The organism is Acinetobacter nosocomialis, from assembly GCF_041021905.1.
Lineage (GTDB): Bacteria > Pseudomonadota > Gammaproteobacteria > Pseudomonadales > Moraxellaceae > Acinetobacter > Acinetobacter nosocomialis.
Genome location: NZ_CP157432.1, coordinates 1,350,433 through 1,368,857, shown reverse-complemented (window position 1 = coordinate 1,368,857; position 18,425 = coordinate 1,350,433). Strand labels below are relative to the sequence as shown.

The following is an 18,425-nucleotide window of genomic DNA, read 5'->3' as shown; positions in this document are numbered from 1 at the left end:
TCAACTAAGTAGTGATATGGCTCAACAACTCGGTCACCATTTGGATTAGTCACTATAATGTCATATAAGCCATGTGGTACTTGGCGTAAATCAAATATTGCACGAATATGTGTAGCATCTAAAACTTGCCAACGCTCTGGTTCGATCTCATAAACACCAGGACGGCTGAGCTTGACTAATGCTCCAGCTGCAAATTGAGCACCATAAATATCCATCGTTACCCAACGATAGTCATCTGTACCTGTACCACCTTGATCTGGCGTCACTTTAGTAATAGATAATGGCAAAGTTTCCGCAAGGATTGTTGCAGCAGTATCTTTAGGAGAGTTGCTTGCTTTTACGAGAATATAATAAGTACCCGCCTGTGTAGTTGGAACTATTAACTCCTGATCAGGAGAATTAGGCACGCTATAAGCATAATCATATTGCCCTGCACTAGGTACGGCTTCATAACGGATATACAGCTCCGTAGAACCTTTCAATGCACTAGAGTCTAGACGAACACGAAGTGTTTCATCCTGTCCAACCTGAAGTTTGTAAAGATACTGATCACCACTACTTAATTGTAAGTCAGTGCTAGTATTCAACAGTAAGGTAGGAACTGTTACGCTAAAAGTAGTGGCTGAGGCTGTTTCATTATTCGCTTCAGCAGGGGCAATGTTTAAACCTGTTTCGGTATAAACAATATCACCTTCATATACTTCGTTATAAATATCTGGGCGAACAACAATGTACCATTGCCCATCCTGAATCATTGGTAAAAGTGCATCCACAAATCCAGTATATTGTTGATGAGCATCTAACCCACCTTGACGTGTAAATCTTCCCAACAAAATATCCTGGTTATCCCAGCTATTATTTCTAGACAGATATACTGCATCTGACCACTGACCATGAGCTTGGTAATCAGCTACATTTTTTACAGTGTATTCAATACGAACTTTTTCACCTGTTTTTACTTGTTTAGGCAATAAAACATCAGTGACCTGTAAATCGACTGGATCAGGTTGAATGATTAATAATGGTTGTTCAGATGTAAGCGTATTATTTAAATCATTTTCAAACTCTAAAACCTTACCTGTTGCACCATCTCGATAATAGGCTGGATCTGTTACAACAAAGACATAATATGTCCCTTTTAGTTCTGTAGGTATTTGCGCTTGAATAGAGGCTGAATATTCGGCATTTGTATTCAGTCCCCCCGTATGATTAACAAAACCTAAAAGTTTATCTTTAGTTAAATCTAGCACTCGGTCGGTAGATAAATAAATGAGATCAGTCCAAGTAGCTTGATCTGAAGGAGTTCGACCACCAAGATTTTTGACTTTATATGTAATATCAACTTTTTGCCCTGAAATAACACTAGTTGGGCTAGTAACTTTTACAACTTGTAGATCGGGTGGACTAACATAATTGATTGTTAAAGCAATTGAATTTTCATTATTCGCTTCGTCTCTAAACTCAAAAACAGCTCCTTGATCGTATCTAGGTAACTTATCAAGTGTATCTAAAGAGTTTCTAATACTTGAAGGTGTCACATATCCAAGAACATAGTTAGTGTCAGCTTTGACAATAATATTAAAGTCTCCACCGATTGCCGATGGTATGGTAAAGGTGGCCGTTTGAGTATAGCTATCGCCAATTTTCAGAACATCTACTTTGCCTTCTGCATTTTGAATAATCGTTTGCTTAACTTTTAGGTTAACTTCAAATTCATTACCCCGATCAAATAATGGATAATCTGATCTATTAATAGTTTTATCATTTGATAGATAGATACCATCAAACCAAGAGGATACGCGTGTATCGCGACTCCCTTCATTTTTAACTGTCCAGCTAACTGTAACAGTATCCCCTGCATTTGGATTCGGATTAGAAATCTGAATATCTTTAATAACCAGATCTGGCTCACGGTAAATAATATTTAATGAGGCCGAAGCAAGGTTATTTTGAATAACATTCTTTTCAAATACGGTCTTTTCATAAAACTCTAAAACATCATCATTATCAAAACCATTTAGAGCATCTCTTTCAAAATAAGGTTTAGCATCAAAATCCAATCTAGCATCGCTAAATACAAAAATATAATATTGCCCATCATAGCCGACCGGTACGTTAAATTGACCAGTTGAGGTATAACGCTCTCCTGTCTTCAAACCTTGAGTATTAAAATGCTGCACAGCACCTATTAGAGTTGAATACTGTGGAATATATTCTGGATAAGCACTGATAACAATATAGTCATTCCAAGACCTTGTACCTGCCCAAACATCTGCGCCCTTATTTTCTACAGTCCAAGTAATATTAACAGCTTCGCCTGAAAATACGTGTTGATCGACTACAACCTGAGTAACAGCCAAATCTGAAGCAGATGCTGTCACCTGTGAGGCAACAGCAAATGTATTATTCTGTTTGTTCTTTTCTATTTTTGATTTGCCATTCGAGTCTTTTAAATCAGTTACATTGGTTTGTACAACTAACTGAAGACCAGTCACCGATGGCGCCAATAAAGGAATCGTCTGCTCAACAGTATAGGTTTCCTTGTAACCTAATTTTCTCTTTTGAGAAAACTCGCCTAACCTCCATTTTATGGTTGCTTTAGATAAGTCAGCTTGGTCAGCTAACCAGACTTCATCAGTCCAAGAACCTTCAAACTCATCGGCTAGATTCTGAACTATATAACTAAATTGATAACTTCCTCCCGCAACTGCCTCACGAGGTGCCCGAATATCAATTACAGAGAGATCTGGAGGTGCAAAACCTAAAATATCAATAACTCTGGCTTTAAAATTATTGTTATTTACCTGAGACGGATCATCAGGATTGATATTCGTCGCAAGCATATCTTCTAAAATTGCATCATAGGTATCGCTCCAGACAGTAATATAGTACTTACCTGAATATGTTCCCTCAGGTATGGTTACAGTGATTTGTCCTAGATAATCTTCACCGACCTCAAGATGACCAGTATGGCGAATATCACCTAACTTAATGTCACCTTTTGATGGATTAGGTTGACGTTTATCTACAGTTAACCAAACACTATCTACCCAACTATTAATATTACTTTGATCGCCTTGAGTTTTTGCCGATCCCTTATTTGTTACCTTGTAGTCAACTGTAATTTTGCTACCATGACTTGCTTGATCTGGTGCAACTACATCACTTGTCACCAAATCAGCAAAAGGTATAGGTTCAATATAAAGTTTTTCTACTCGAATATTATTGTTTTCATTTGGATATTCATCTAAAACATTACCAGAGTCGGCTATCACAATAATGTAAACATCACCTCTATAACGTAAAGGTACAGTAAATTCATCAGTGATAGTTGTATAACTCTGAGTAGGTGCTAAAGCTGCTCCACTGCTATAACGACCTACTAAAATATCATCTGAACTGAGATTTCCATCAAGCGATAAGTATACTGAGTCACTCCATTGAGTATTCGTCACTAAAGGACCCATATTACTTACAGTAAATTTTACACTTGCTTTACCACCAGCGATCACTTTATCTGGAGCTTCAATTGCTGTAACTCGTAAATCAGGTCTTGGATTTAGATTTATACGTAAAATATCATCTGAAACCAAGCTATTATTTTGACGTGCAGTAGCGTACTCATAAATTTGACTAGCTGAATTTTTACCCAAGTCAGCATTAGTGATAACTTCTAAACGCCACGCTCCCTCCATACGAGAAGGCAGGCGAACTTTTTCAGTGCGGCTATAAGTCTTACCTGACTCTAAACCTTGAGTATAAGTATAACTACCTAAAGAAATTGCTGTTTTATTACCATCGAGAGAAATCAGGCGAAGACTATCCGTCCAACTACCATTTGCATTCTTTGGACCTTGGTTAGTAACAGACCATGTAAACTCAACTTCTGAACTTTCAGTTGCCGTATCAGGTAAAGTAATATTTGTTACAACAAGGTCAGGATATTCAGCAAGTTGTATAGGAACAACTAAACCAGTTTTTTGGTTATTATCATTATAAATAAACTCAAATACACTAGAACTAACATTCGTACCGACATTTAAGTAATAATTTCCAGACAGACCATCAGGTAGAGTAACAGTAAGCGAATGTTCATAACTATCACTCGCTGCCAAATAACCTAAATGTTGAACTGAACCAAGATCCCAGTTTTGTCCTTTCCCATCTGCCTGACTGCTAAGCCACACATGGTCTAACCATGAATCTTTGTCTGTAATACCAATACCGTTATTATTTACCGCCCATCGAACAGTTGTTGATGACCCACTCATCAAATTTTCTGCATTATCGATTGATAATGAAGTTAATTGTAAATCAGCATAAGCTTTTGGCATTACATCAACAAGATGATCGAATTCTACTGAATTATTCGATTCCAGATCATTTTCCCAAACTTGCTTCAAGCTATCTGTTTGGACAAAAATGTGACCATGTCTAGTAAAATTAGGACCAAAACGATATTGAATAGACGAAGTATAACTATTGTTTTTTTCCAAAGCTCCATCGTGTACAACTTTGCCTAAAACAATATCATCTGAGTTACCGATAATATCGTCAGTAGAGTAAACAACTGTATCTGTCCATGTCGTGTTTAATCCAGTGCCTGTTCCAATGTTAGACACGGTCCACTCAACACTTAAAGAAGCAGGATCACCAATAACTTGGGTTGGAGCCTTAATATTGCTTACGATCAAGTCTGCATATTCTGCTTTAGCAATCTCTAGACTTTGCTGATATTGATTATTTTGTTCAGCATTGTATTCAAAGTTTTTATTGTCAGCATCAGTGACAATAAGTAAACGCCAACGCCCAGATAAACTTTCAGGAATTTTATAATTTAAAATAGACGAAATAGATTGTTGACTATCTATTGCTGAGTGAACTACTTCGCCAATTTTAATATCTTTATAATCAATCACATCATCAAGTGATAAATAAACGATATCTTTAACCTGAGCAGCTTTTGTTGTTCCTTGATTATAAGTTGTCCATGAAATATCAATATTTTGTCCACCTTGTAAAAGCCCTGTTGTTTTTACATTACCAACAACAAGATCTGGACTCACAATTTCAATGCTTTGTGTACCTTGATGGCTTACTAAATCTAGCTCACGAACATAATTATTAACATCAGAAATAACTTCTAAACGCCAAGCTCCTAAACTAAGCGCAGGTACATTTATCGTTATTTGCTGTGTAAAGCTTCCTCCTTTTTGAATGCTGCGATTAAAAGAAGGTGTAGCTAATGCATAAGTTTGACTTGGGTTTGTGATATTTACTAAACGGACATAATCATATACGAAACCTGTAAAGTCAGCTGTCCCCATGTTAGTCAATGTATAAGTCAATTGAACCTGATTTCCAGTCCTCCACTGGCTCTCGACTGAAATATCAGATACTTGAATATCTGGAAGTTTTTCCGCTTCTAAAGCAATTGATTGAGAAACAACAATATTATTTTCAGTATGATCTGGCTCATACACAGCGCCATAACTATCTGTTTTAAGAAATAAATAATATTGATCAGCATTCCCGTTCAAAGCAAAATCTAGATATGCTTGATAGGCACTGCCAACAGCTAGACCACCCGTATGTGTAACAGAACCCAGCACACTTGCACTTGAATCAAAAGATGATTTAGTTGAAATATAAACTGTATCAACCCAACGATTTACATCTGTTGCTAAAGTTCCATTATTTGTTACTTTCCAGGTAATACGTCCAGATTCATTTTTCCCTAATACTTTTGGAGAAGAAATAATTTCAGGACTAAGATCAGCATAAGTTCTAACAACATTAAACTGAGCAGAAATTGCCTGATTGTTCGCTTTAGTATCTGGTTCTTTAACAATTTGATTAATATCGCTTATTACAGCAATATAGTAACTTCCTTCAAGACGAGCTGGCATAGTAATCGAAGCTTTTTGCTGGTAACTTTCTCCAACATTTAAATCTTTCACTCTATTGTAGCTAGCCAAAATAATATCGTCAGCATTACCAATGATTGAGTCACGACTTAAAATAATACGATCAACCCACTGACCCTCCGCAGCTTTATCGCCACGGTTTGTCACAGTCCATTGAACTTGAGTTAAATTACCCGCACCAATAGTTTCTGGAACAATAATTTGAGATACTGCTAAGTCAGCATACATTTTGGGCGATGAAATGAATGTTTCAGTCGAGCTATTATTGATTTCTGCATTATTTAATGCATTTACTTCATAAATAATTCCTTGGCCAGTAATATTGCTATCTGCAACGACCTCAATAACAAATTGTCCAGCACCTGCCACTCCTTCCGGCATAGTGAAACTGAAACTACGATTGCGCACCTCACCAGCTTTAATTGGTAAAGCATCTTGACCATTAAATGCCACGGCAAAATTTAATATAGTTTTACCGATGCTACCATCTGTATTTCGTGCTCGAACAATAATTCGATCTTGAAAGTTTGTTGGAGTTGTAACACTACCTTGGTTAACATCCTGCCATACTACTGTCACAAGTTCCCCTGCTTGGATTTGCGGCTGTAACAGTTGGATGTTCTTAACAACTAGGTCTGGTCCTGCGACTACTTCAATCGTTCCTTCATTGTCATTTTCTAATGAACCATTTTGGTTAAATTCAAAAATAGTATTGAGAGCATCTACTTTGACTTTTATAGCGAATTGCCCAACCGCGTATTTATCCGAAGGCCAAATAAAATTAAATTGACGTTGAGTAGAGTTGCCTTGCTCTAGGGTTTGATTAGAGATAAGAAGATCTTTACTAACAACAACTGTTCCTGTTGTAAGATTGATAATTTCAATTTTCTCTATCCATGATCCAATCGCTGGAGCTTGTCCAGAGTTTTTAACCTCCCAATTTAAAGTAACTGAATCGCCCGCCTGCCAGTTTAGTGCAGGTGACAGAGAAATATGTTCGATAGTTAAATTAGGATAAGCCCTTAATTCACTTTTAAATACATAAGATGTTTGATTGTTTATTCTTGATTCTACAGTTTCATTTTGTTGATTATAGACATCTGCCTCAACTATAACCTCAAAATCTCCAACTCCTGAAATACCTTCAGGCAACTTAATTTTAGTAGTACGTACAATAGATTGATTAGAAGATATAGAACCATCATTCTGTTCAGAATAAGGCACTAGGCTCTCTGCAATAATCTCTCCAGTAGTTTTATTCTTGATCAGAACTCGATCTGTAAAGTCACCAAACGAACTATTATTACCAATATTTGCCAATATCCAGTTAATTTCTAACTGGCTTCCAGATTTGATGGTTTCGTGGTCACTACTCTGAACAGTTAAATTTTGAACAGAAAAATCAACTTTTGATGTATTATTATTTAAATCAATCACAATTGGGTTTGATGGAGCATGAACATATACCGCCATATGGAATGGTACTTCAATGTCATAACGGTCTAATTCATCAAATAATATGGTGTACTTACCCGAGACACTAGCAACAAATTCAGACCCCAAATTATTTAAATCATTTCGGGATATTATTTGCTTACGACCATAAGGATCAATTACGACTAAGCTAGTAAGATAGTTTTGTTTCCATACTCCATTGAAATAGCCATATGTTTGCGTAATCAACTGATCAAAATCAATAAACACTCGGTCGCCAGCATCTACATCAATCTGATATGAAAGCATTTCACCTTCTGGTTTAAGACGCCCCACTACTGCTTGACCACTTTCGATCTGCTGTACTTGAGCCAAATTGAGGAGCTTAAAACCATATTTTTGCTGTGCTAGACTTGTAGTTTTAACTTTAACTGTATAGCTACCTACATTTAAGGTTAATAATAAAGCATTTATATTATTCGAAGAATTTGAATAAACAATATTTCCATTATAATCAGCAATTGAAATCTGCACTTCTGGATCAGTTGAATTCAACAAATCAAATAATAAATTCGATTTTTCATTTATCTTTAATTGATATATCACTTCCTGTTTATCTGGATTTAATATACCTGTTACTTTTTCATTAAAACTTACTATTGGTAAATTTTTCAAATCGACATAATCTATCTGAAATGATACCGACCCCGAGTACTGGTAATATTCAGAACTATATCCTGTAGATATATCATCAAAAACAATATAATAATTCCCAGAATATTTAATATTAATTGGTTGACTATCTAAAGATGCATATAAATTAACATCCGAAATATTTTGACCATATTCGTTTATGATTTTATATTTTGGCGCAGTTCCAGATATATTACCTAGACTATTAAACTGTAGGACTTGATTAGCATAGGCATAGAACTTATAAATACGATCAGCAGTTGCATTTTTTGAAAAACCTAATGAGACTGACTGACCAAATTGAATTTCTTTTGCTTGTGAGCTTAAATTCACCCATTTAAAATCGATATAATCATTATTATATCTCTTTAAAATCGTATATTTATACTTACCTGCTTTAAGGTAATATGCTGCATTAAAGCTGGTCCCTAGTACTCTAGACTGTAAATCTATTAAAGTCACTTGATCATAATTTGAAGCATAATAACCAGCAGCTGTCCGATCTAAATAGTACAGACCATCAGTTTTTACATCTAGATAGAAGTCTTGGGTTGTACCATCTGTTAGGCTTCCAGACCAACTTTCAGTTGAAGTCACATTCTCAGGTATTAAAATTTGCTCAGAAAATTGAGTAACAGGATGAATGAAGCCACTTTGACGGCTTAATACAACACTATTTAGCCCCGTATTAGAACTATAAGTATTTTTTCCAGTAATTGGGTCATAGTTATTATTCTGATTTCCACTAAATCCAATATAATAAACACCAGTTTGCTCAGCAGTATATGAACCTGTGCCACCAGTACTATAAACTCGATTACCAGAAGAATTAAAAATTTGAGTTAAGAAACCATAGTTCGAATAGGAATCTATATTTAATTTTTCACCTGCAACTAGCATAATTTGGTAAAGATCAACATCTTTATTTGTATTTACACTATCACCAATATTAGTCTTAATTTCAAATTTAATACCTGTCTTAAAATTCAGCTCTTTAGCATTTTCAGTAGTATCACCTACATCATCACTGATTAATTTATCTAATTTGCTACGAGTGAAATTTAAGACTTGCTTATTAATCTTAGTTTTATTGATAATTTTAAGATAATAAATACTCGTAGAGGTAGCGCTATATTGCAGTTCACCGGTAGAGCTAATTGCAATTTCACTACCTGCTACATCGAGTAAAGATAGACTTCCTTGTAAGCCAGAAAGCTTAAGACCAAAAACATCACCTTGATTTAAAACAAATCGATATAAGTAAGGTTGTTCAACAACTGGTTGTAACAATTCTATTTTAGATTGCGTTGGTAAGTATAATTCATAAGCCGTAGCAAGACTTTGACCAGCTTGATCGTATTGATCTGCCTCATGTATAGAAGCCTTTAACTTCAAATAACTAGATTGTGAAGTATTAGAGTTTAATCTTAAGGTGTAATTTCCCTCAACGAGGTAGATACGACTACTTCCGTTAATAGCAGGCAAATCACTACAGTAAAAAAGCTGGTCGTTAGTTTGATTCAATAGTCCTAAAGAAATATTTGAATGACTAGAAGATACATCACTAAGATCTAACCAACCCTCTTTAGCTATACTAAAAGTATAATCTATCTGATCAAATTGAGTTGAAAATGAAGCTTTAATTAATTCGCTAAATTCTAACTGCTGAGTAGTATACAATACTGGTAAAATTTTAATATTAAAATTATTAACAGCATTAATATTATAGTCTCTACCAATGACAATATAAAAATTATCTGCTAACGCAGTAAAAGTAGAATTATTATAATCATTTCCTGACTGTAAAACTTGTCCATTTATATCAACTATTTGATACCAAAGATTTGTACGTGATAAAAATTCTAGGCTATATTTTTGGCCTGCAACGGTATTAAGCTGTAAAAATTTAAATCTCTCATTTTCTTGCAATGTTGAAGAAATATTACTTAAATCAGTAACTTCTTGAGCTTTTTCAATATAATCAATTAATTTAAATGAATACTTAGGCGTCTGCGTATTTTTTCCTTTAAATACTAAGTGATAAATACCAGCTGGTAAATATTGGATTGAATAAGCATTGGAATCAATCAGAGAACCATCTTCTCTTAAAATTTTAAAGAATGTTTGCTCTAATGTAGCATCAAAAATAAAGGGTGTTAGCTTATCAAGCTTCAAATCATAGTAGTGAACATCTCCACCATTCATAATTTGACCAGAAACTTGCTCACCAATTTTAACTGTTTTTCTTACTTCAACAGGTTTCGTAATTAGTATTGAAGTCTCTCGGTGTGTAGTTTGTTCCACTCCAAAAACTAATAAAATATATTGACCAGATTGAGTTAATGTATATTTAACTGCCTGATCTTCATTAGCATACTGATAAGATGATGTAACTTGTTTCCCTGAAGGGTCATATAGCTCCCAACGAATATTTTGATCAATTTCTCCGATATTTCTTAAATCAATTAGCCAAGAATCACCAGCTACACCCGAAATAGACTGTACATTAGCTTTACGACTATTATTAACACTTATAATAAATGGATGTTCAAGACTAAAGTTTGGATTACTTGAATTTAATAAATCAATAATCTCCAAAGAATAACTAACTGGATAATTATTATAATTATAAATCGACATTTCATAATCACCAGCATTCAAATCGAGAGCTTCTGACTCATTTAAATTAAAATCTATCAAGGAGCTTGCTGAAGATTTTTTATAAATAAAAATTCGAGAATCATGATTAGAATAACCATTTATTTTATATAAAGAGTCCTTCGTAATAGTAAAATTATATTTCTGTAAACTATTACTCTTAATAGAAACATCAGAAACAAGTTCTCCTACAGCTAAATTCAAATACTTATCTTTACTAATTACAGAAAAAGAGACATTTCCTGTATAATCATTATTATAATTAAATGGTTGTAGATAATAAGTACCTGTTTCTTTTACATCAAACCAACCATTATAACCACCAATCTCTTTTACGACATTCCCTTTTTCATCATAAATAATAAATCCAGAGTTATAGTTAGTATTAAAATCATAAATTTTATCTTTATCAAAAACAGCCTTAACAATATTATCAGGCAAACCCTGATTAATATTAACAGACATATTAGAACTAAAATTAACATCTAAAAAACTATTAGTTGTAAGTGCTTTAAAATTAATAGCACCAACAATATCATTTGGCTCCTTATTACTATTAACTAAAAGAGTATAGTTACCAGTAGATAAAATATAAACACCATGACTTAATTTCACAATCAAACCATTACTATCTATAATTTTATATGTATTACTCGAACTATTAGTCGATTGCTCTATAATTTTTAAAGCTATCATTTTATTAATAGTAAATGAATATTTATTTTGTTGTTCAAGCCCTACAAATTGATCATTTACAGTAGTATTTAAATCGATAACTTTTGGCTGTGAAACTTCCTTTTTAATTAAATCAACTTTAAAAACAACCTGTGTATTGCTTAAATTTTCAATTAACAATATATATTTAGAATTTAGGCTATTTTTAGGTAAGGTTTGGTACAATGATGAAAGAGTGCCAGTAGAGAATATCGTACCATCTTGACTATACAAGCTAAATTTCAGGTTAGATATATTCTGGCCAGATGTATTATAGTGCAACCAGTATTCAGTATTACTATCAACAGATAAATTAAAGAATTGATAATCACCTTTTGTGGTTAGACTCACTGATGAAGGCAGATTCTGTTCAATATTTAAGAAACTACTTTGATCTTGCAAAATAAACTCAAAATTATTTCCGTCAATTTTCCCATAGAACTCAATTTTATAGACGCCTGCTTTAAACCAAAAATCTTCTAATCCTTTACGATTTATGTCATTCAAAATTCTTGGAGAACCATCAAACACTAATCCTGATGGACCAGTAATTTTAATATTTTCAAAAGCATTTTTAATAAAGTTAAATGAGATAAAACTATCTTCTTTTAAAGCAAAACTATACGCGATACGATCATCTAATTCATTGCTATTTTTAACAATTTTCTGATCCACGCTAATTACTTCACTTTGAACTGGCTTATGAATTAAATCTTCTTTATTTAATGAAAACTTAATACCAGTTTGCTTCTCAGAACCAATGTTTATTGCTGAAATATAGAAAAATGGCTGTGTTTTTAATAATTCAATTGGATTATCACCAATTTTTATTCCATCTTGAGTCCAAAAATTGAACTCCACACCATAATTTTCTGATATATCTTTAAAGGTAAAACGGTTATAGTTGTCTGTATAAGTAGCAAAATAGTCTTGAGAGACTTTATATAAAACTGTCTCCCCTACCTCTAATTGCTCAATAATAGTTTCATTATTAACAAGTAAATTGTGCGCTTGGCTAGCCGATAAAATTTCAAATGAGGCAAATCCAGTTAACCAATTAGATTTAGCTACAATTTTATAGATACCTTTTTGAAGGTGTGTAGCTTGCAAATTTAAATTTCGATTAGTAGAAATTAAGGAACTTGCAAACATAGGTTGATTATTTGGAAGATTCCCCCCTACACCTACTAACTGGTAATCGAAGCTATCAAAAGCCGAAACATTAAAGAAATAAGTTCCAGCTTCTTCAACATTTAAAATAATTTCCTGTTGCTGATATTGGAAATCAAAATTTTGATCAACCTTTAAGTTCGTACTAGAATTGACTGTAAATTGTTGCTGTCTTTCAATTTTATAAAAATCTAAATTCGCTTCAACTCCGTTAAGATTTTCAACAATCAACCAATATTTTTTATTATGCTCCAGTAAAGGTAAGGAAAATGTTCTATAATAATAATCAGATATTATAATTTGTCCATTTTCATCCATCAACTTCAATAAAAAGCTTGAAGATTCAGGATTATTATAGTCTGGAAAATTAATAAAATATTGAAAGCTACTATCAGCAATAAAATTATAAATTTGGATACCATCTTCTGAAACAGTATTATGTTCAACCAAATCAATGGTTTTATTTTCATCAAACTTATTAAAATTAATATTTATAGCGCCATCAGAATTGGGGATATAATTAAAATACATTTTAATTACATAATTACCCGCCCCAAATAAATTCACTCTTGAATCAATAGCACACTCAGCACCATTCACTAATTTAAAAAATTGATATGAAGCACCTAAATTTTGTTCAAAATTGAAAGAGAATAAATTTTCCTCATCAATATTAAATTCAAATTCAATACCATTATAGAGATCTTTGTAATCAATTAAATTATCACGATAAATATCAATATGCGGTCGTTTATTTACTACTGTAAAATTAATATCTCTGATAGTATCAGAAGAAATATTAGTAATACTTAAGCATATTAATCTCGACAATTGTTTTTGTTTTATAATAATATCAAATGCATTTTCAATATTATTATAAGAACCAATATAATCTCCATTATCAGTCCACAAATCAACTTTTAGCCCAGAAAAACTATTAAAAGTTTTGAAAGACAATTCTTCTTCTAGACCAACAGATAGTTTATAAAAAACAGACTCATTTTTAGCAAGAGAATTTATATTAATAGAACTATTTTTTAATAATTCATTTTCTACAGATATTGAAGAAAAAATACTAAATTTATAATTAAGAGCTTCGTGATTACTATTAGCAATTGCTAAAAAATAGACTCCTCTTCTTAAATACAAACCATCCAGTGAGTTAATACTATTATATTGAATTCTTGGACCTAACAAACTCCAGTTTAATAGATTACCTTGCTGTAATTGATTAAGAAAATACAAACCGTCTTGATTGATCTCAAGTGTAACAATTTGAAAATCTTGATTAACATCAATCTGCCCATCCAAAATTAGTTCTTGGTCTGGTTCAACCATCTTTTTTGAAGTGACTGAAATACTATTGTTTAAATTTTCTGTTTCTTCAAGTAAAACAATCGGATTAACTAAATTTTGATCTGCTGCACTCCATATCACCAACTTATATTTCTGAGAAAAGACAACAGGTCCTAAATCAGTTGACTCAGATGTTAGCTGACCAGAAAACCATTCAGTGCCATCCATTGTTAGTAAACGGAATTGAATATTACTTACATCATTTAATAGCTTTATACTATAACTTTTTGAATTTGATACATTAAACTCATAAACTTGATAAGCACCACTACTGATTAAATCAACTTCAGTATTCTGATTTAGATTAATTAATTGAGTTTGACTATCATCAGATATGTTCAAGTAAAAATCATTTATTGAACTGTTTTCTACCGTATTAGTTAATTCAAATTCTAATTTATACTTACCAGATTGTAGCCATAGCGTTTGATAAGCCATTCCACTGATATTATTAACATATTCGGCAGCTCCTGAATAAACCTCTCCATGAGTATCAATTACTTTAAAACTTTGATAGTTTTTACTTAAAAATTCAATGGTTATAAAACCATCATTTACGATATCAAATGAAAAGAGTGGTTCAACATCTGAACTCAAGGAATTAAAGTGTAACTCTTGATTGATATCAATATATTGATATTTGGGTTCTAAACCAAACTTTAACGCACCAACTTCATTACTAGATTTGTTATGTATAGAAAAATACAGATAATCTAAGTTATCTTCAACATTTAACGTAAAATCATTGTCAAATGATTTATATAACTCTCCATTTTGATTAAAAATCTGAATAGTTACATTTGGATTATTAATATAATTTAACTTAAAGTCTTCATAAGAACCTGTAGCTAATTTCAACCAAGAAATTTGATTAGCTTCAAGAGTAGGCACAATTAATTCGGAACCTACCTTTTCCAGAACTGGAATATTAGCAACTGACTGAATGTTGAGCTTAGCTCTAACATCGTTGTTGTCCAATGCAGTTAAGTAAACTTTATGCTTTCCTTTTGTCAGAGCAAAGGATAGGGCTTGATAGTTAGTCTCTTCACTATTCTGTGATCCGATTGTCTGATAAAAACTTCTTTCATCAAACCGAAAGTTCAATGAACCTGTATAAGTCAAATCAAAAAAGTATAGTCCATCGGCATCAACATTAATCTCAAATTCCTGATCTCGTGTAGAAGACAAATTAACGAAATCCATAACAGTAGAATCATTAATTTCTACTTTTTTAGGGAATGAACTTAAACGAAAGTTCAATTCGGAATTTTTATTATTGGTTGATTCTATAATTAATATATAGTCATCAATTAAATCTTTTCTATTTAAATAAAAATTATAATTCGAAATTTTACCATCAAATAGTGTAAATCCATCTATACTTAAGATCTTAAAGTTGTAATCCTCAGAATATTGATTCGCACTAATTGAGTAATCATGCTCCTCATCCATACTAAAATGGTAGACAGCCGCTTGTGATGAAAGCTCAACTTGTCTTGTAATATTTTTATCTAAATTTTCAAACTGACTAACATCTCTTACTTGAAAAATAAAATTACTATTTTTTATTTTATTTTTAAATTCAATGTAATATTGCCCTGCAACTAACCAGCCTGCATATATATTAGTTTGATTTAATAAATTTTCCCCTTCTGGACCTACAATTAAAACTTCTTCATATATATTCTTTAAAAACTCAAAACTAACAAAACTATCTTTTTCAAGTTTAAAGTCATAATTAATATTTCTTGGTAAATCTTTAGCAAAATCCTCTACAGTTTGTCCTAAAGAGATTGACTTAATAATGTTTACTGGCTGATCATGAGTAATTGTATTGACTTTAAAAGAAATACTATCAATAGCTTCTACCAGACTATCGTTTGCAATAGTTATAAAAATTATATTTTGCTCATAATCTTGATAAAAATTAGTATTATCTGTTAAATAATTAGAAAGAATTTTTCCATATTGATCCCAAACTGTAATATTCAGATCAGGATTTGTTATATTTAGTTGAAAACTATATTCGTCTAGAATTTTTGAATCTAATTGATAAGTAATAAATTGACCAGGTAGTAAATGTTCTACTGTATAGTCCTGACCTGATTGAATTGGAGCGGCTAATTTACTTGAAATGAAATCTAGACCAAAACTTCCGACTGAGTCATAGTTTGAAATAGAAAGCTTATAAAAACCTTTTGTCAAATATACTGCTTGTACTATATTATTTCCTTGTGTAACATTATTACTCCACTCTAAATTTTTTACTCCAGGTCCACTTAAGTTCCATTTTGTATTTACCAGTGTTTTTTCAGGATAAATAAAATATGTTCCAGACCCCGTGACATTCAACTCTATGTCATATGTCTGAGCAATGCTATCGAACTCATATTCTATTTTTCTACTATCATTTAAATCAAATCTATCTTCCTTTAAATTTGAAAGTCCAATATTATACTCAAAACTATTTACATTTTGTGATGAAGAATCAACCCAAAGATAGTACTCTTCATTTAAACTTATTTTCTGTTTGATTAAATCCAGTTGATGAATATTAGTATCTAAAATTAGATTCCCATAACGATCCAGCAAATATACTTTAGGAATATCTGCAGTAGTTAATTTTATATCTACGGTTATAGTTCCTTTAATGGATTTTCCATAATTACCAGAATTTTCATAATTTGGATTGTAATATCTATTATTTTCTGAACTAAATGCTAAGTAATATTCACCATCTGCATTAAATGTATAAGAAATTGCTGAATTACTAGTTTGTACTAACTCTCTTCCATTTATATCAAAGATTTTTAAAAATCCCTGTATTTCAGTACTGCGTGGTGCTGAAATATTGATTGTGTTACCCTTTTTTACTTGGAATTTATAAAAATCAACATCATTATAATTCGTTTCGTTATCACCAATAGTAACTTGTAACCTTTCTGTTTTTAAAATATCAAGTTGTTGTGCTGTCGAAATCGCATCTCTCACATCATCTAACTGATTATCACTTTCAATAGCCGATTTATACTTTATTTTTAATAGTACGTTTTGATCGATGCCTTTTTCTGGTTTACTATTAATATTATAATTATTATTATCAGTTGTACTGATACCTATATAATATAAACCATTCTCACTCACATTAAAGCTTAAGTTATTTGCTTCAGCTTTGACAATCTCATTACCATATCTATCAAAAACTCTAATGAGTGTATTAGGTTGTTCTTTTTCAAGAAGTAATTTATCATCTTTGTTTAGCTTTAATTCAAATAAATCATAGCCAGTTAATGCAAAGTGACTGTTTACTAACTTCTCAGTGAAATTTTCTAAATTAATATTTTTAGCATACTCAATCTCTGAAATATATCTTTCAGAAATAAGTGAAATGAGTTCATTACTCCCACTGTCAATTTTTATAAATTTTGACCCAGTACCAATATTATTTAATATCAATCCTTTATTTTTTTCGTCAATAAGATCATCGACTTTAGAGTTTGTTTTTACAATAAATTCAATTTCACCAGCTGTAATATTTAAGCTATTTATTTCTAAAGTATAAGTACCTGTTTTTAAAAATTTGGGTACTGCTTTACTTTTACTTTCTAATGTACTAAGTGGCGAAAAAATAATATTTGAACTTTCATCTTTAATAGACCATTCTGTATTTTTTAATCCTTTTGTAATCTGATCAAATACCACCCATTGATCATGGTCTATTTTAAAATTAAATTGCTTTGACTCAAATGGTTTATTAAAGTTTACTGTCTGTTCTTCATTTATATTTAATGATGAAATTTCAGACTTTAAAACATGTAAAGTAAAGTTACCTTCCAAATTACTATAATGAGTACTACTATCTATAGATAACCAATAAGCACCACTTTTTTCTGCTACAAATCCTTGACTATCATTTGTACTTAAACGATTTTTTACTAATTGAGCGTTATTATCAAAAATACTCCATGTTGCATCATTAATATGACTTTCAAAAAATATACGATCCCCTGCTGCCACATCTATTTGATATAAAATAGCTTGACTTGCAGGGTTAAGATTCAGATGTGTTTCTTGATTTGGCTCTAAATTTATAGCACTTTCTTCGCCAAATAATCTAAATTTATAGTTTCCAACCTGATCATTATTACCGTCAATAGTTAGTTTATATGTGTCAGGAGTAAGCTCTAAAAATTTATGACTATCTTGATTTAATTCAATTGCAGAAAAATTTTTACCATATTCTTTACCTTGCAATGACCAGTTAAAATTTTCGCCTTCTACGCCATCAAAAAAGAATTTTGTTTTCTCTTTAATAACAAACTCATATTGTTTTTGTTGACCTGGTTGATCAATAGCTCCAGTAATTTCTTGTATTCCTGGCATTAAATCTGCAGAAAGCAAAAGCTTTGGTTCAAGTTGTTCAACTGACCACATTTGCTCTTGTGCATTTGTATTCGTTTCTTGTTGGCTCAT

The 18,425-nt window shown here is 31.9% G+C and carries 1 protein-coding gene (running past one end of the window); it reads right to left on the bottom strand.

Annotated features, from left to right (window positions below):
• A protein-coding gene (locus ABLC00_RS06360; protein ID WP_111937050.1) for a CARDB domain-containing protein crosses the window boundary here: on the bottom strand, positions 1–18,425 show its start. Its footprint begins 19,024 nt before the window's first position; only the first 18,425 of its 37,449 coding nucleotides appear in the window; its start codon is at positions 18,423–18,425; the stop codon falls past the left edge of the window.